At 63.1% G+C, this 16,615-nt stretch carries 13 protein-coding genes and 4 tRNA genes; 9 read left to right on the top strand and 8 right to left on the bottom strand.

Going from position 1 to position 16,615, the window contains the following annotated elements; translation table 11 throughout:
- Positions 1-90: 90 nt before the first annotated feature.
- Positions 91-1,476, top strand: coding sequence for a phospholipase D-like domain-containing protein (locus tag P8T11_RS28415; protein WP_268082485.1), 1,386 nt, complete (start codon positions 91-93; stop codon positions 1,474-1,476).
- A 36-nt stretch (positions 1,477-1,512) separates the two neighbouring features.
- On the opposite strand, the gene P8T11_RS28420 is transcribed toward P8T11_RS28415, so the two are convergent.
- The 5 genes from P8T11_RS28420 to P8T11_RS28440 all read right to left on the bottom strand — a co-directional run bounded on the left by P8T11_RS28420 (position 1,513) and on the right by P8T11_RS28440 (position 7,832).
- Positions 1,513-3,153: an FMN-binding glutamate synthase family protein gene (locus P8T11_RS28420; protein ID WP_268079004.1), complete on the bottom strand. Its 1,641-nt coding sequence runs from the start codon at positions 3,151-3,153 to the stop codon at positions 1,513-1,515.
- Between the two features lie 117 nt (positions 3,154-3,270).
- Positions 3,271-4,494 carry a YeeE/YedE family protein gene (locus tag P8T11_RS28425; protein ID WP_268079003.1) on the bottom strand — a complete coding sequence of 408 codons (1,224 nt, stop codon included), beginning with the start codon at positions 4,492-4,494 and terminating at the stop codon, positions 3,271-3,273.
- 166 nt (positions 4,495-4,660) lie between these two features.
- The gene (locus P8T11_RS28430) at positions 4,661-5,941 is read right to left on the bottom strand and encodes an arsenic transporter (protein WP_268079002.1); all 1,281 of its coding nucleotides are present in this window, start codon (positions 5,939-5,941) and stop codon (positions 4,661-4,663) included.
- Positions 5,942-5,950: 9 nt separating this feature from the next.
- Positions 5,951-6,895: an AEC family transporter gene (locus tag P8T11_RS28435; RefSeq protein WP_268079001.1), complete on the bottom strand. Its 945-nt coding sequence runs from the start codon at positions 6,893-6,895 to the stop codon at positions 5,951-5,953.
- Between the two features lie 28 nt (positions 6,896-6,923).
- Positions 6,924-7,832, bottom strand: a complete 909-nt coding sequence (locus P8T11_RS28440) for a DMT family transporter (RefSeq protein ID WP_268082484.1) — start codon at positions 7,830-7,832, stop codon at positions 6,924-6,926.
- 112 nt (positions 7,833-7,944) lie between these two features.
- Here P8T11_RS28440 and P8T11_RS28445 point away from each other — a divergent pair, with 112 nt between their 5' ends.
- Positions 7,945-8,394 carry a GNAT family N-acetyltransferase gene (locus P8T11_RS28445; protein WP_418910264.1) on the top strand — a complete coding sequence of 150 codons (450 nt, stop codon included), beginning with the start codon at positions 7,945-7,947 and terminating at the stop codon, positions 8,392-8,394.
- 145 nt (positions 8,395-8,539) lie between these two features.
- On the opposite strand, the gene P8T11_RS28450 is transcribed toward P8T11_RS28445, so the two are convergent.
- A tRNA-Leu gene (locus P8T11_RS28450) sits at positions 8,540-8,624 on the bottom strand.
- Positions 8,625-8,764: 140 nt separating this feature from the next.
- Here P8T11_RS28450 and P8T11_RS28455 point away from each other — a divergent pair.
- Positions 8,765-9,376: a tRNA-uridine aminocarboxypropyltransferase gene (locus P8T11_RS28455; RefSeq protein ID WP_268078999.1), complete on the top strand. Its 612-nt coding sequence runs from the start codon at positions 8,765-8,767 to the stop codon at positions 9,374-9,376.
- Positions 9,377-9,584: 208 nt separating this feature from the next.
- Here the strand turns inward: P8T11_RS28455 and P8T11_RS28460 are convergent.
- Both P8T11_RS28460 and P8T11_RS28465 read right to left on the bottom strand, forming a co-directional pair.
- A tRNA-Leu gene (locus P8T11_RS28460) sits at positions 9,585-9,669 on the bottom strand.
- 106 nt (positions 9,670-9,775) lie between these two features.
- Positions 9,776-9,860, bottom strand: a tRNA-Leu gene (locus P8T11_RS28465).
- 279 nt (positions 9,861-10,139) lie between these two features.
- Here P8T11_RS28465 and rnr point away from each other — a divergent pair.
- The 6 genes from rnr (at position 10,140) to P8T11_RS28495 (ending at position 16,404) form a co-directional block, all read left to right on the top strand.
- Positions 10,140-12,605 (top strand): ribonuclease R, encoded by a 2,466-nt coding sequence (gene rnr, locus P8T11_RS28470; protein WP_268078998.1) that lies wholly within the window; start codon positions 10,140-10,142, stop codon positions 12,603-12,605.
- A 142-nt stretch (positions 12,606-12,747) separates the two neighbouring features.
- Positions 12,748-13,485, top strand: coding sequence for a 23S rRNA (guanosine(2251)-2'-O)-methyltransferase RlmB (gene rlmB / locus P8T11_RS28475; protein WP_100857043.1), 738 nt, complete (start codon positions 12,748-12,750; stop codon positions 13,483-13,485).
- A 61-nt stretch (positions 13,486-13,546) separates the two neighbouring features.
- Positions 13,547-14,791 carry a cystathionine gamma-synthase family protein gene (locus tag P8T11_RS28480; RefSeq protein WP_268078997.1) on the top strand — a complete coding sequence of 415 codons (1,245 nt, stop codon included), beginning with the start codon at positions 13,547-13,549 and terminating at the stop codon, positions 14,789-14,791.
- Between the two features lie 56 nt (positions 14,792-14,847).
- Complete coding sequence (locus tag P8T11_RS28485; RefSeq protein WP_268078996.1) at positions 14,848-15,528, top strand: Fe2+-dependent dioxygenase; 681 nt, start codon at positions 14,848-14,850, stop codon at positions 15,526-15,528.
- Positions 15,529-15,886: 358 nt separating this feature from the next.
- On the top strand, positions 15,887-16,159 hold the full coding sequence (locus P8T11_RS28490; RefSeq protein WP_003812968.1) for an HU family DNA-binding protein: 273 nt from the start codon (positions 15,887-15,889) through the stop codon (positions 16,157-16,159).
- Positions 16,160-16,328: 169 nt separating this feature from the next.
- Positions 16,329-16,404: transfer RNA gene (locus tag P8T11_RS28495), tRNA-Val, on the top strand.
- The last annotated feature ends 211 nt before the right edge of the window (positions 16,405-16,615 follow it).

Here is a 16,615-nt window from a genome sequence, read left to right on the forward strand (position 1 = left end):
GGCCGGAGAGGATCCGCGCCGGGCAAGCCTTCATGGCTGCCCGGCGCGTGGCGTTGGGCGTATGCGCTGCTGCTGATCTGTGCCGCCACGATGGCGGCGGGTTGCGCAAGCGTGCCGGATGCGCAGGAACGCCAGGCGCGCAAGGCGCAGGCCGGCCAGTCCGCTGACGCCGCGCGTGAAAGTTACCGCCGCGGGCACGGCATCGCGACGAATCCCGATACCCCTGAAGACGATTTCCTGGCGCGGCACCTGGCGGTGGAGCAAGCCGTCAGCGGTGCGCCATTGTCGGCCGGCAACCGAGTCAGGCTGCTGGCGGATGGACCCACTACGTATCGGGCCATGCTGCAGTCCATCGGGCAGGCCCGCCGCTACGTGCACATGGAAACGTACATCTTCGATGATGATGCTGAAGGTGCGCGCTTTGCCGAGGCCTTGATCGCCGCGCGCAACCGGGGTGCCGAAGTGTCGCTGATGGTGGATGCCGTCGGCACCATCAAGACCCCCGACGCTCTGTTCCAGCGCCTGCGCGACGCAGGGGTGCAAGTTGCGGTGTTCAACCCTGTCAATCCAGTCGTCGCGCGCGCCGGGTGGTCGCCGAACCAGCGCAATCACCGCAAGGTGCTGGTGGTGGACGGCAAGGTGGGCTATCTGGGCGGCATCAATGTCAGCAGTGTTTACGAATCGTCGCCAGGCTCCGCCTCGGGTTCCGGCCTAGGCTTGGGCGGCGGTTCGGGCGCAAAGCAAACCGGTCAAAACGACGCAAAGGCCGAGGGCGATGCCAAGGCCGCGCCGTGGCGCGATACGCATCTGCGCATTGAAGGGCCGGCGGTGGCGCAACTGGAGCAGGTGATACAGGCAGGGTGGGCGTCTCAGTCAGACGAACCGATCAAGGGGGGCGGCACGTATGTTGCACCGCCCGTGGGTTCGACCACCGTGCGCATCCTGGCCAATCAGCCCGATCGCAGCGACGGCTACACCGTCTACCTGACATTGATGTCCGCGTTTGAAAGCGCGCAGAAGTCCATCCACATCACCATGGCGTACTTCGTGCCCGACCCGGCGTTCATCGACGTGCTGTCGGCGGCCGCGCTGCGAGGCGTGGACGTGGTGCTGGTGCTGCCGGGATTCAGCGATTCGTCGCTGGTGTTCCATGCGGGGCGCTCACACTATGCCGATTTGCTCGATGCCGGTGTGAAGCTCTATGAACGGCGCGACGCCTTGCTGCACGCCAAGACAGCGGTTGTTGACGGGGTCTGGTCCACGGTGGGGTCCAGCAATATGGACTGGCGTAGCTTTGCCCTGAACTACGAAGTCAACGCGGTAGTGCTGGGGCCGGAATTCGCCACTGAAATGGAAGCCCTGTTCCAGCGCGATGTTGCCGACTCGGTGCCCATTACGCCGGAGGCGTGGCGCCAGCGCGGCGTCGATGACCGCTTCATGGAAACCTTTTCGCGGATGTTCGAGCGCTGGCTGTAACCCGCGCATCGCCCATCCGCGAAAAGGGCCGCAACGCTATGCGCGGTGCTCGGCCATCGCCGTGGTGATGTCCTGGGTGGGTTGGAACGACGCCGCTTGCGCCATCGCCCAACCCACGCGGAACACCTGGTGGCGGAACTCGCCGCGCAGCAGTTCGCCGGGCGCCAGCTCGGGAAAGAGCGCGGACAGCAGACGGATTTCGCTGGGCGAGATGCGGCGCGCGATGTGATGCGGACGCAACTGGCTGGGGTGGGTCAAGCCCGCGGCGGCCAGAAGCTCAGCCAGGGCGTGCAAGGTGTTGCGGTGAAAGTCCGCCACGCGTTGCGCCTTGTCCGGCACCACCAGCGCGCGTTGCCGCAAGGGGTCTTGCGTGGTGACGCCGGTCGGGCATTTGCCCGTGTGGCAGGCTTGGGCCTGGATGCAGCCGATGGCAAACATGAAGCCGCGCGCGGCATTGCACCAGTCGGCGCCCATGGCCATCACGCGCGCCATGTCGAACGCGGTGATGATCTTGCCCGATGCGCCCAGCTTGATGCGGTCGCGCAGGTTCACACCGATCAGCGTGTTGTGCACCAGACGCAATGCCTCGCGCAAGGGCGTGCCAACGTGATCCACGAATTCGACGGGCGCGGCACCCGTGCCGCCTTCCGCGCCATCGACCACAATGAAGTCCGGCGTGATGCCGGTTTCAAGCATGGCCTTGACGATGGCGAACCATTCCCACGGGTGACCCACGCAGAACTTGAAACCCACCGGCTTGCCGCCCGACAATTCCCGCAGGCGCGCCACGAATTTCAGCAGTCCGATGGGCGTATCGAAGGCCGAATGGCTGGCCGGGGAATTGCAGTCCTGCCAGGGGGCGACGCCGCGTGCCTCCGCGATTTCAAGCGTGACCTTGCTTGCAGGCAAGATGCCGCCATGACCGGGCTTGGCGCCTTGGGACAGCTTGATTTCAATCATCTTCACCTGTGGCGTACAGGCGTTCTTGACGAAGGCTTCTTCCGAAAACGCGCCGTGTTCGTCGCGGCATCCGAAATAGCCCGAGCCGATATTCCACACCAGGCCGCCGCCAGGCTGGCGATGGTAGCGGCTGATGCCGCCTTCGCCGGTGTCGTGCGCGAAGTTGCCCTGGCGCGCGCCTTCGTTCAAAGCCAGGACGGCGTTGGCCGACAGTGCGCCGAAGCTCATGGCCGACACGTTGAACGCCGACATGGAATAGGGCTGCGTGCAATCGGCGCCGCCCACGGTGACGCGAAAATCCGTGTCGTTGATGTGCGAGGGCGACATGGAATGGTTGATCCACTCATAGCGGTCGCCATAGACGTCTTCCTGCGTGCCGAACGGACGCTTGTCGACTTCGCGCTTGGCGCGCTGGTAGACGATGGAGCGTTGCGCGCGCGAGAACGGCGCCGCATGCGTATCGTCTTCCAGGAAATACTGGCGGATCTCGGGCCGAATGAACTCGAACAGAAAGCGCAGGTTGCCTATGACGGGGTAGTTGCGACGGATGGCGTGACGGGTCTGGATCAGGTCGTACACGCCAAGCGCGCCCAGCATCGCCAGGGGAACGGCGGCCCACAGCCACCAGAGCGAACTTGTGAAAGCCAGGGCGGCGGTGACGGCGGCGCCGGCCAGGGTCAACAAAAAGGCCGTGTAACGGCCAAGTATCCAACTCATGTTCCTCTCCGTGATGCGGAAATGCAGCAACCATACACCAGGCGGCCGTGCTCAAAAAAGAAAGCCCCCTGAAAACAGGGGGCCGTGCGTGGAACACTGTTTTTCAACAGCGCGGCCTTAGCAGCTGGAGGCCTGCGAGGTTTTTTCCACCGTCAGGCCGAAAGCGGGGCGTAGCCGCACGCCCAGCGCGCTGCCCGCGAAGGCGGCCGGCAGCCACAGCCAGGCATGCAGGCTGCCCGATAGGATGCCGCTGAAATAGGCGCCGATATTGCAGCCGAACGCCAGGCGCGCGCCATAGCCCAGCAACAGGCCGCCAATGACCGCACCCGCCAGCGAACGCGCGGGCACTTTCCAGACGGGGGCGAATTTGCCCGCGGCGCTGGCCGCGGCCAAGGCGCCCAGCATCAAGCCGATGTCCATGACGGTGGTGACGTCTTGGCGAAGGGGCGCGCCCAGCGACGGCTGCTTGGCCCAGTAGGCCCAGCTTGCCACGTCCCCGCCGGCGGCGTTCAAGACCTTGGCGCCCCACAGGGCGAAGGCAGACGTGATGCCCCAGGGACGGCCGGCCAAGGCCAGCGTGGCAAAGTTCAGCACCACCAGCGCCACGCCACCCCAGATCAGCGGCCACGGGCCTTGCAGCAAGGACACGGGGCGCGACGTGCGAGAGGCGAAGGAAATCACGTGCCCGTGGCGGCGCTTTTCCAGGACCGTTGCGCCCCAGGCAATCAGCGCGAACACGGTCAGGTTGGCGATCAACGCGGGCGCCAGGCCCCAAGTCTTGATCAGCGAGGTGGGCTTCAAGGCGGGCAGGGTAGACCACCATTCGAAGTTGGCGGTGCCGATGACCGAACCCACGATGAAGAACAGCAGCGTGACCAGCATCCGGGTATTGCCCCCGCCCGCCGCGAACAGGGTGCCTGACGCGCAGCCGCCGCCCAACTGCATGCCGATGCCAAAGAGAAACGCGCCCAACACCACCGACACGCCGGGCGGAGACACAAAGCCCGTGACCGGTTGGCCAAACAGCGTGCCCGCTGCCAGGAAGGGGAAAAACAGCAGCACACCCACACCCAGCATGAGCATCTGCGCGCGCAGGCCCGCGCTGCGGCGGTCGGATACAAACACCCGCCAGGCCTGCGTGAAGCCGAAAGAGGCGTGGTACAGCGTAACGCCCAACAGCGCGCCGATGACCCACAGCGCACCTTGTCGCCAACTGACGGTTTGAAGCAGATACAGCGCGCCGGCCAGCAACAGCAGCAGGGCAATCCACAGCGGCTTGCGGTTGATATGGATGGGCGGCAGGGCCGAGGGCAGGGGCAGGGTCGAGGCGTTGGAGCTCATGGGGTATCCCGGTGGGATCGGATTCGTCAAAGCAAACGGGCGCAAGAAGCGGCGCCCGTGGAGATGGATGAAAGTTTACGGCGGCAGTTTAATTGCTCATACCATCAATTAATGCTTGGTTAATAGCTAAAAGTTATTAGCGGCGGTGCGACGAGGCATGCCGGATTCACTGCAAGCGCCACACCAGCGCCGCCAAGGTCAAGAGCAGCACCGGCAGCGTCAGCACGATACCCACCTTGAAGTAATAGCCCCAAGTGATGCGCAGCCCTTTGCGCGCCAGCACGTGCAGCCATAGCAGGGTAGCCAGGCTGCCGATGGGCGTGATCTTCGGACCCAGGTCGCTGCCGATGATGTTGGCGTAGATCATCGCGTCTTTCAGCGGGCCGGTGGCGCTGGTGTCGGCGATTGACAGCGCGCCCACCAGCACGGTGGGAAGGTTGTTCATGATGGATGACAGGAACGCCGTGATCAGTCCGGTGCCCATGGCCGCGCCCCACAGCCCATACTCGGCGCACCAGTCCAGCACCCGCGCCAAATGCGCGGTCAGCCCGGCGTTGCGCAGGCCGTAGACAACCAGGTACATGCCCAGCGAGAAGATCACGATGTGCCAGGGCGCTTCGCGCATGATCTTGCGCGTGCCCACGATGTGCTGGCGACCCGCGATCAACAGCAGGCCCAGCGCTCCGGCCGCCGCGATGGCGCTGACCGGAATGCCCATCGGTTCCAGCACGAAGAATCCGGTCAGCAGCAAGCCCAGCACGATCCAGCCGGCCCGAAAGGTGATCGGGTCGCGAATGGCCGAGGCGGGATCGGGCAGTTGGCTGACGTCATAACGTGGCGGAATGCTCTTGCGAAAGAACAGCAGCAGTACTACCAGCGTGGAGCCCACCGCCATCAGGTTGACCGGCAGCATCACCGAAGCGTATTCGCCAAAGCCGATGCCGAAGAAATCGGCCGACACGATGTTCACCAGGTTCGAGACGATCAGCGCAATGCTGCCGGTATCGGCGATGAAGCCCGCCGCCATCACGAAGGCCAGCGACGCGCCCGGCCCGAAGCCCAGCGCCAGCAGCATTTCCATGACGATGGGTGTCAGGATCAAGGCCGCGCCGTCATTGGCGAACAAGGCTGACACCGCGGCGCCCAGCAGCACGATCAGCACGAACAGCAGCCGCCCGCGTCCGCCGCCCCAGCGCGCCACGTGCAGTGCGGACCATTCGAAGAAGCCGGCTTCGTCCAGGATCAGGCTGGTGACGATGATGGCGATAAAGGTGGCGGTGGCGTTCCAGACGATGCGCCAGACGTCCGCGATGTCGGCCACATGAACCACGCCGGTGGCCAACGCCAGGCCGGCGCCGATGACCGCGCTCCAGCCGATGGACAGGCCCCGCGGCTGCCAGATGACTAGCGTGATGGTCAGGATGAAGATGGCGGCGGCAAGCAGCATGACAGGCAATCAGGAAATGGGGTGGGCGCTGATCCAGGCCACCAGCAAGCTGACGGTGAGCACGGACGCGACGGTGGAAACGAGAATGGCGCGCGAGGTCACGCGGGCGTCGCGCCCATACATCTTCGCCAGCATGAAGGGCCCCGTGCCGATGGGAAGCGCGCTCATCAGCACGGCGGTCCAGGCCCACAGCGGCGGCATCGAAAATACATAGAACGCCAGCACGGCGGTGACGATAGGCTGCAGCAGCAGTTTGCCGAGTACCAGGCGCAGCACGCCGGGGCCTGCCGTGGCGGTTTCAGTCTGCGCCAGGAACAGGCCGATGGTGACCAGCGCGCATGGGCTGGCTGACGCGCCCAGCAGCGCAACGTAGCGGTCGATGCCCTCGGGCAGCGTCAGGCCGGTGGCCGCCCAGGCCAGGCCGAGCACCGGCGCGGCCAGCAAGGGGTTGCGCATCAACGCGCGGCCCACCTTCAGCAGCGTGACGCCGACGTTGGGGGCTTGTTGCCGGTCGAACTCGATCAGGGCGATGGCAAAGCCGAATAAAACACTGGCAGTCAGCAGCGTGGTGAATGCAGCGGGTGCCAGGCTTTCCGCGCCAAACAGCGCCACGCACAAGGGGATGCCCATGTAGCCCGCATTGGCATAAGACGCCGCAAGGCCTTCGATGCTGCGATCGGTCAGCGGGCGCCGGGCGCCACGGCCGGGCAGGAAAGACACCAGGAAGGTGACGGCGATGCCGCCCGCGAAGGCACCCACGAACCCCCAGTGCGCCATATGCGCCAGATCCACCTGCGTCATGGCGCGGAACAGCAGCGCCGGCAATGACAGGTAGACCACATAGCGGTTCAAGGCGTCTGTGGCGCCGGGACCCAGCACCTTGCCCCGTGCGGCCAGCCAGCCGGTCAGGATCAGCGCAAAGACCGGCAGGGCGGCAGTAATGACGGCGTTCATGGATAGGGGCGTGGGCGCGGGAAGGCGCTCATTCTACTTTGGGCGGATGTGGATTCTGGCGCGCGCTGCGGGTGACCAACAGAATGCCTCCTGCGGCCAAGGCCATGCCTGGCCACGCCAGCGCCGGGATGGGTTCGCCCAGGGCCAACAGCGCAAAAATGGCGGCGCAGGGCGGCACCAGGAAGAAGAGGGCGGACACGCGCGAGGCTTCGCCGTGCCGGATCATGGTCAGCAGCAAGGTGATGGCGACAAGCGAATTGCCCACGACAAGGTACGCCAGCGAGGCCAGCAACGGGCCGGTCCATTCAATGTGCATGGGTTCCAGGGCGAATGCCAACGGCGCCGTCACGGCCAGCCCGACGGCGTACTGCACCAGATTGGACGTGATGGGATGGGTGGCCACGCCGTAGCGCTTTTCGTAGAGCGTGCCGCTGGTGATGCAAAGCAGCGCGCCCACGGCAAACAGCAGCCCTAGCGGCGCCAGCACATCGATGGACGCCTTGGCCACGATGACGAGCGCGGCGCCCGCAACGCCCAGGCCCAGCCCCGCCCAGCGCCAGGCGTCGACCCGTTCGTGCGCGATCATGGGCGCCAGCAGGCCGATCAGAATGGGTTGCAGCGATGCAATCAGCGCAAGTCCGGCGGCGGACATGCCCAGTTTCAGCGACAGGTAGGTGCAGCAGAAATAACCGGCCTGCAACAACACGCCCACCATGGCCAGATGGCCCCATGCGCGCGCACCGCGGGGCAGGGGCGGGCGCATGATCAGCATGAATGGCGCCAGGATGAGCACGACGCAGGCGTAACGCACGGCCAGGAAAGTCAGCGGGTCGGCATAAGCCAGGCCGATCTTCAGCACCACGAAGCCGCTGGACCACAACAACAGGAAAAGCGCGGGGGCGGCTTTCAACCAGGTCGGGGGTGCGGCGGGCGTCATGTTGGGTGCGGGCAACGTGGGCAAGCCGCGATCGTACCCCTTTTCGTCTCGTTGTCATCCCTGCGAGAATGCGGCGTAGGATATTTATTGTTGATCTGCCGCACGCGAGGAAATGGAGATGTCGACCAACAAGCAATCAGCGGTGCGTATTGCCCTGGGTACCTGGGACCGCCTGCGCGAAGACGCCTATTCGGTCCGCTACGAGGTGTTCGTGCTTGAACAGAAGGTGCCGCCCGATGTCGAGCTGGATGACGACGACGCTGTGTCGGTGCATGCGGTGGCCTATGGCGCCGACGGCACACCGATGGGCACGGGCCGTCTCTTGCCTGATGGGCATATCGGCCGCATGGCTGTTCACAAGCGAGCGCGTGGCATGGGGGTGGGCGCTCAGTTGCTTACCGCCCTGATCGAGCAGGGCCATGGCGACGGGCATCGCATGCTGGTGCTGCACGCGCAAAAGCATGCCGCCGGATTCTACGAGGCGCACGGCTTCACCGTCGAGGGCGAGGAATTCATCGAAGCCGGCATCCCGCACGTCGTGATGACGCGCGAACTGAAGTAGGGCGATACAAGTAGGGCAACACAAGTAGGGCGATACAACAGCCGGCCGATACAGCGCCGCGCCGTGCAAAAGAAAAAACCCCGGTCGTTTTCACGAACGGGGTTCTTCTTGGCGCATCACGACAGGTACCTCGTGATGTAATAATTGGTGCCCAGGAGAGGACTCGAACCTCCACACCTTGCGGCACACGGACCTGAACCGTGCGCGTCTACCAATTCCGCCACCTGGGCTATGTTGCTCTTCCCTTTGCTTCACATGCTTCGTCGCTTTCGCGTCGTTTCCCGTTCAGCAGCAGAGAAGTGAGATTATGCACATTTTTTTTGGCGTGCGCAAGCAAGAGTTTATAGGCAAGAGTTTATAGTGTCGCCCCATGTCCCGAGCCCTATGCACGCGTTGTCTGCGTCCCGAATCCCACTGTCTGTGCCCGCTTATTCCGGCCTTGTCGTGCCGCACCCATCTGCTGGTGCTGCAGCACCCCAGTGAAGCACGCCATGCGTTGAACACGGCCAGGTTGGCGGTGTTGGGATTGGCTGGCGCGCGTCGCGTCGTGGGCGAAACCTTCACGCCCGATGTGTGGGAAAAGCCGGGCTACACGTCCCGTCTGCTGTTTCCCGGACCCGCCGCCGAAGTCTTGACGCCCGGTTATGGTCGGGATCTGGATCAGCCGATTCAATTGATTGTGCCGGATGGCACCTGGGGGCACGCGCGCAAGCTGCTGCACATCAACCCGGAGCTGGCGGCGTTGCCGCGTGTAATGTTGCCGGCGGGGTTGACGACGCGCTATCGCGTCCGTCATGCCGACATTCCGGGCGCACTATCCACTATAGAAGCGGTGACGCACGCCTTGAACGCAATCGAATACCCCATGAATGTCGACGCCTTGTTGCGGCCCTTCGAGGCGTTGATAGATGGGCAGATCGAAGGCATGGGTGCGGATCTTTATGCGCGCCATCATTTGCAGCGCAAGGTGCCATGGCGTTGATGCCTTCATCATTAGCGAGGCGAGAAGGGCGGATAATCAAATCGGCTCGGCGCAAGCCGGGTGCATCGCATAATGCGCCCGGTATATCGAATGTCAGCCGCTTGCGCTTATTGGTGCACAAAGCAAAAGCCCCGATCATCTTTCGATATTCGGGGCTTTCAGCCTTGCCATCAACCCAGCGCGGACGCTGTTCTGACTTATATGCGGGTGGTGCCCAGGAGAGGACTCGAACCTCCACACCTTTCGGCACACGGACCTGAACCGTGCGCGTCTACCAATTCCGCCACCTGGGCACTGGAAGAGCTATTTGCTCTAGCAGGTTTGCTGCTGGTACTGCCTGTATTGCTGCTTCTTGCTATCCAACCCGTTTTCTGAAAAACGGATTCGATTTAAATTCCGTGGTGCCCAGGAGAGGACTCGAACCTCCACACCTTGCGGCACACGGACCTGAACCGTGCGCGTCTACCAATTCCGCCACCTGGGCACTGAGAGATACTTGTCAGAACTATGTGATACGCTGCGGCCCTAGTTGCATGGTTTTTATTAAGTGCTGTATGTGGATTTCAACTTGCGTTGTTTTCAACATACTGACTTAACTAAAACATGCGTCCTGAGCGCACTTGGTTTTACAATGTGGTCTTTCGACCCAGGGTTGCAAGCTTGGTTTTGACACCTGATTAGCAACCCTTCTGACCATTTCTGCTTCAGTGTTCAGCCTTGGGCGAACCACAGAAGCTGCGCATTATATACGGAAATTTCAGCTTTGGCAAAACGATCGAATAACGAATCGAAAAACAACAGATCAACATCCTTGCCCGAAGCGCCGCCGGACTTCGACCCTGACGTCCCGTCCCGTGAAGCCATTCTGACCGCGCTGCGTACCGCAGGTTCGCCGTTGTCTCCGGTGGAATTGGCCGAACGCATGGGCGTTGAGCGCGCGGCGACGATGGTCGGATTTGAACGCCGCCTGGGCGCCATGGAGCGCGACGGCCAGCTTATGCCCAACCGCAAGGGCGTGTTGTTGCTGGCCACCAAGTTGGACTTCGTTGCTGGCAAGGTGCTGGGTCACCGCGATGGCTTCGGTTTCCTGCTGCGCGATGACGGTGGGCCGGACCTGTTCCTGTCCCCGCGCGAAATGCTCAAGGTGCTGCATGGCGACCGCGTGCTGGTCAAGCCTACCGGCGAATATCGTGGCAAGCCGGAAGGCACCATCGTTGAAGTCATTGAGCGCCGCACCAATAAGCTGGTGGGCCGTTTCCTGCACGAGCATGGCTTGTCCATCGTTGTGCCTGAAGACCAGCGCATCAAGCACGACATCCTGATTCCTCCCAGCGATACCAATGGGGCCCAGCATGGGCAGGTGGTCGCGGTTGAAATCATGGAGCAGCCCACTCGCCACACGCAGCCGCTGGGCCGTGTGGCCGAAGTGCTGGGCGAAATCGACGACCCCGGCATGGAAATCGAAATTGCCGTGCGCAAGTTCGACGTGCCGGTCGAGTTCTCGGAAGCCGCCCGCAAGCAGGCTGCCCGCCTGCCTGACGTGGTGCGCAAGAGCGACCTGAAAGACCGCGTTGATTTGCGCGACGTGCCGCTGATCACTATCGATGGCGAAGACGCGCGCGACTTCGACGATGCGGTGTATTGCGAACCCGTCGAACTGGGCACGGGCCAACGCAAGCGTCCCGGCTGGCGCCTGCTGGTGGCCATTGCCGATGTCAGCCATTACGTGCGCCCCGGCGATGCGCTGGATGATGACGCCATCGAGCGCGGCACCAGCGTGTATTTCCCGCGGCGCGTCATTCCGATGTTGCCGGAATCCCTGTCCAACGGACTGTGTTCGCTGAACCCCGACGTAGATCGCCTGGTGCTGGTGTGCGACATGGTGATCCCCGCGACGGGCGCCAAGGCCGGCACGGTCACGGCCTATCAGTTCTACAACGCGGTCATGCACTCGCATGCACGCACCACCTACACGAACATCTGGGCGGCGTTGCAGCAGCCCGGTGGCCCCGCCGCCGCCGCCATGCGCAACGTGTTGCCGCATGTTCAGCATCTGTACGAACTGTTCCAACTGTTGGTGCAGGGCCGCAAGAAGCGGGGTGCCATTGATTTCGACACCGTCGAAACCAAGATCGTGTGCAATGAACTCGGCCGCATTGAACAAATCGTGCCGTCGGTGCGCAACGATGCCCACAAGCTGATCGAAGAATGCATGCTGGCCGCCAACACCTGCGCGGCCGATTTCATGACGCGCAGCAAGCATCCTGGCCTGTACCGCATTCACGAAGGCCCCACGCCGGAACGCCTGCAGTCGCTGCGCGAATTCCTGCGTACGATGGGTCTGTCGTTGGGTGGGGGCGAGATGCCCACGGCCAAGGACTACGGCGACTTCCTCGATACCGTGCGCGGCCGTCCTGATTACCAACTGCTGCAGTCGATGTGCCTGCGCTCCATGCAGCAGGCCGTCTACAGCCCCGACAACATGGGCCACTTTGGCTTGGCCTACCCGGGCTACAGCCACTTCACGTCGCCCATTCGCCGCTACCCCGACCTGCTGACGCACCGTGTCATCAAGGCGTTGTTGGCCGGGCAGCGCTATGTGCCCAGCCTGGACGACCACGCGGTGGTCATCGGGCGCACGCAGAAAGAACACGAACAGGCCATCTGGGAAAAGATGGGTCTGGTGCTGTCGGCCACTGAGCGCCGCGCTGATGAGGCGTCTCGCGACGTCGAGGCCTGGCTCAAGTGCTGGTTCGTTAAAGAGCGTGTGGGCGAGGACTTCAGCGGCACCGTGACCGGCGTGGCCAGCTTTGGCATCTTCGTGACGCTGGATACGTTGCACGTTGAAGGGCTGGTGCACGTGTCCGAACTGGGTGGCGAGTACTTCCAATTCAACGACGGGCTGCACGAACTGCGCGGCGAGCGCACGGGCATGCGCTACCGCCTGACCGACAAGGTGCAGGTGCAGGTGGCGCGTGTTGACCTGGAGGCGCGCCGTATCGAGTTCCGTCTGGTGCAGGGCACGAGTTTCGACGCCTTGCGCAAGGCATCCGCCCGTGGGGCCGACGAACCCGTGCGCCGCGTGAAGAAAGCGGCGGCGCCGAAGCCGGCCGCGCTGAAAGGCCAGACCGCCAAGGAACGCCGCGCGGACGCCAAGAAAGCGGGCAAACCGCCCAGGGCGGCCAAGCGCGCCGCCCCGGCAAAAAAGGCGACGCACAAGCGCCATTGACCTCCAGGTTGATGGTGCCTTCATGGCCGTCCCGCCGTAGGGCGGTACGGCCATAAGGGGTAACATTGCGTTGATGGCCGGCTTGGTCCGGTGGCCCGCCCCCTTTGGGGCGGGTATTCGTTTATCTAAAGGTATTGCATTTATGGCGTCGACCCAAGTTCTAGCCGGGTTTCACGCGGTGGTCGCGCGGCTGCGCCACGCGCCCGAGTCGATCAAGGAAATCTATGTCGAGGCCTCGCGCCGCGACAAGCGCATGCAGACGTTCATCGAACAGGCCGAGAAGGCGGGTTGCCGCGTGCATCCGGTTCCGATGGAGCGCCTGGACGGGCTGTCGCGCGGCACGCGTCACCAAGGCGTGGTTGCCCTGGCCGACGAGCGCCAACTTGCCGTGGACGTGGACGAAGTGCTTGATGTGATCGAAGGGCCGCCGCTGCTGCTGATTCTGGACGGCGTGACGGACCCGCACAATCTGGGTGCCTGCCTGCGTACGGCCGATGCGGCGGGCGTGCACGCCGTGATCGCCCCGCGTGACCGCGCAGTGGGTTTGAACGCTACGGTGCAGCGCGTGGCATGCGGCGCGGCGGATACCGTCCCCTATCTGATGGTGACTAATCTGGCGCGCACCATGCGCAGCCTGAAGGATCGCGGCGTGTGGCTGGTGGGCACTGATGACCAGGCCACCGAAAGCATGCACCAGATCGACGCGCGCCAGCCGATGGCCTGGGTCATGGGGGCCGAAGGCGAGGGCATGCGACGCCTGACCCGCGAAACCTGCGACCAGTTGGTCAACATTCCAATGCTGGGTTCGGTGGAAAGCCTGAACGTCAGCGTGGCCAGCGCCGTCTGCCTGTACGAAACCGTGCGTCAGCGCAAAGCCTGAGCGGTTCGCCCGACTTTTTAGCCTGAGCTTTTTTTCCAGATCTTCCTTTATTCAGCCCATCATGCACCAGAACGGCTTTACCACCACGATCCTCCATTCCGACCGCCAGCAATCCGTCGAGCACGGAGCGGTGCACAAGCCGATGCATCCGTCATCGGAATTCGCCTACGACGACGCGCGTGAGCTGGCCGCGGTGTTCCAGGGCAAGGCGGGCTTTACGTACGCGCGCCAAGGCACGCCCACCACCACGGCGCTGGAAGCCAAGATCAACCACATGGAAGGCGGCAAAGGCACCGTCAGCTTCGCCACGGGCATGGCGGCGCTGTCGGCCATCTTCACGACCCTGCTGCGTCGGGGCGACCATCTGGTGTCCAGCCAGTTCGTGTTCGGCAATACCAATAGCCTGCTGGGCACGCTGCTTGAACTGGGCATCGAGATCACTTTTGTTGACGCGACGGACGCGGCGCAAGTGCGCGCGGCCATTCAACCGAACACGCGCATGGTCTTCACGGAAACCATCGCCAACCCGGGCACGCAAGTGGCCGACCTGGCCGTGATTGGCGAGATCTGCCGCGAAAAGAACCTGGTCTATGTCGTGGACAACACCTTGACGTCGCCCTGGATGTTCCGCCCGTCAACGGTGGGGGCGTCGCTGGTGATGAATTCGCTGTCGAAGTACATCGGCGGCCATGGCAACGCGCTGGGTGGGGCGGTGACGGATACCGGCCTGTATGACTGGGCCGACTATTCCAACATCTACGATGCCTACCGCAAGGGGGCGTCCACCAGTTGGGGGCTGACGCAGATCAAGAAGAAAGGCCTGCGCGACATGGGCGGCACGCTGGCGGCCGAACCCGCGCACCGCATCGCGGTGGGCGCCGAGACGCTGGCGCTGCGCATGGCCAAGCACTGCGCCAACGCGCTGGCGCTGGCGCGCTTTCTAAACGAGCACCCCGGTGTGGCGAAAGTACATTACCCCGGTCTGGCCGGCCACGCGCAGCATGCGCGCGCCGCCGCCTTGTTCGGCTTGCGTTTCGGCGGCCTGCTGGGCGTGGAGTTGGCCGATGGGGTGGACTGCTTTGATTTCCTGAACCGCCTGCGCATCGTGTTGATGGCGACGCACCTGGGTGACACCCGCAGCCTGGCCCTGCCGGCCGCGCACACCATCTATTACGAGATGGGCGCCGAACGCCGCAAGCAAATGGGCATCGCGGACAGCCTTATCCGCGTGTCGGTCGGCATTGAAGACGAGGCTGATCTGCTGTTTGATTTCGATCAGGCGCTCAATGGCTGCCTGAAGGGATAATTCGGCAACGGCGTGCCGGGCGGCTTTGCGACTGGCGCGCTTCAAGGACCCGGCTCATGCTTATACAGATTGCAGACGTTTTCACGCCCGACGAGGCGGCTGATATCCGCCAGCGGCTGGATGCCTCCGAATGGGTGGACGGCAAGGTCACGGCGGGCTACCAGTCCGCCGAGGTCAAGCGCAACCGCCAGTTGCCCGAACAGCATCCGCTGGCGCAGGAGCTGGGCAACCTGATCCTGCAGCGGCTTGCCACGAACAACCTGTTCATGTCAGCCGCCTTGCCGCGCAAGATCTTCCCGCCCCTCTTTAATCGTTATGAGAGTGGCGAAGCCTTTGGCTACCACGTGGATAACGCGGTGCGGGGCATCACGGGTACGGCCGAGCGCGTGCGCACCGACTTGTCCGCCACCTTGTTCTTCTCGGAACCTGATTCCTATGACGGCGGCGAACTCGTCATCGATGACACGTACGGTCCGCGCGCGGTGAAACTGCCCGCGGGGCACATGGTTCTGTACCCGGGCACCAGCCTGCACAAGGTGAACCCCGTGACGCGCGGTGCGCGTGTCAGCTCGTTTTTCTGGATGCAAAGCCTGGTGCGCGAGGATAGCCAACGCGCATTGCTGCTGGAGATGGACGTGGCCATACAGCGGCTGAATCAAGACGTGGCGGGGCATGCATCGATCGTGCAGCTGACCGGCATTTATCACAATTTGCTGCGCCGCTGGGCGGATGTTTGATTCAGGCTTGAAGTGTTTTCAGTGGTGTCGCGCAAACCCCGAAATTCGCGTTTGTGTTTATTGCGAAACCGGCTAAAAGCTAGTATTGGCGCGGGTTGTGGTGAGGTTTTTGCTTGACAGCCGCTCTGTGCCAAGGCCTAATACACCTCTGCGTCGCTGACGGTTTGAAGGCATTTATGCCATCAAATCCTAAGCGGCGCAGCAGTTTAAAAGTTGTGCTTTTGCAGCGCAAGAAAAAGTCTATCCACTGTCTGTTCGTCGTTTGTCGGACCTTGCGATTTGTTGGTGGCGTCCCCTCATGACAGCCATGAACCACACGGTCTCGCCAGACTCCATACCTTGTGAGGGGTACACCTGAATGAACAAAACTGAACTCATCGATCACATCGCCAGCAAGGCCGATATCTCCAAGGCTGCCGCCGGCCGTTCGCTCGACGCCCTGATCGGTGCCGTCAAGACCACGCTGAAGAAAGGCGGCACGGTAACGTTGGTTGGCTTTGGCACGTTTGCCGTGTCGGCTCGCGCTGCTCGCACCGGCCGTAACCCGCGTACGGGCGAAACCATCAAGATCAAGAAGGCCAAGGTGCCGAAGTTCCGTCCGGGCAAAGCCCTGAAGGACGCCGTCAACTAATTGACGGCAAGGCAGTCGCCGGGCACCGGCCCCACGCGATTTGCCTACAATGACGCGGTCCGGTATACTCCGGCCCGCGTATTGCTTTTGAGTACCCCGAGTTGGCTGCGAATTGGTCACTGCCTTGAACGAGTCATCATGTTCAAGCAGCACTGAAAGTGTCAGGATCGGGTGCTTAGCTCAGTTGGTAGAGCGGCGCCCTTACAAGGCGTAGGTCACAGGTTCGACCCCTGTAGCACCCACCACCCAAAAGCACGTTAAATCAGGCACTTAGGCTCAGCCAAGTGCCTTTTTTATTGTCTTTTTGCCACCCGAATAGGGAGCCTAAGGGAGCCTCAACCAACCATAAAGGACTTGCTACCAACCGTGCTACGCCCTACATTGGCCGCTCTTAGCGAGTAGGCGCAGGGGGTAGCGGTGGCAGGAAAGAGGCAGCGGGCAAACGGCACCTGGGAG

Origin of the sequence: Achromobacter spanius, from assembly GCF_029637605.1 — a bacterium.
GTDB lineage: Bacteria > Pseudomonadota > Gammaproteobacteria > Burkholderiales > Burkholderiaceae_B > Achromobacter > Achromobacter spanius_E.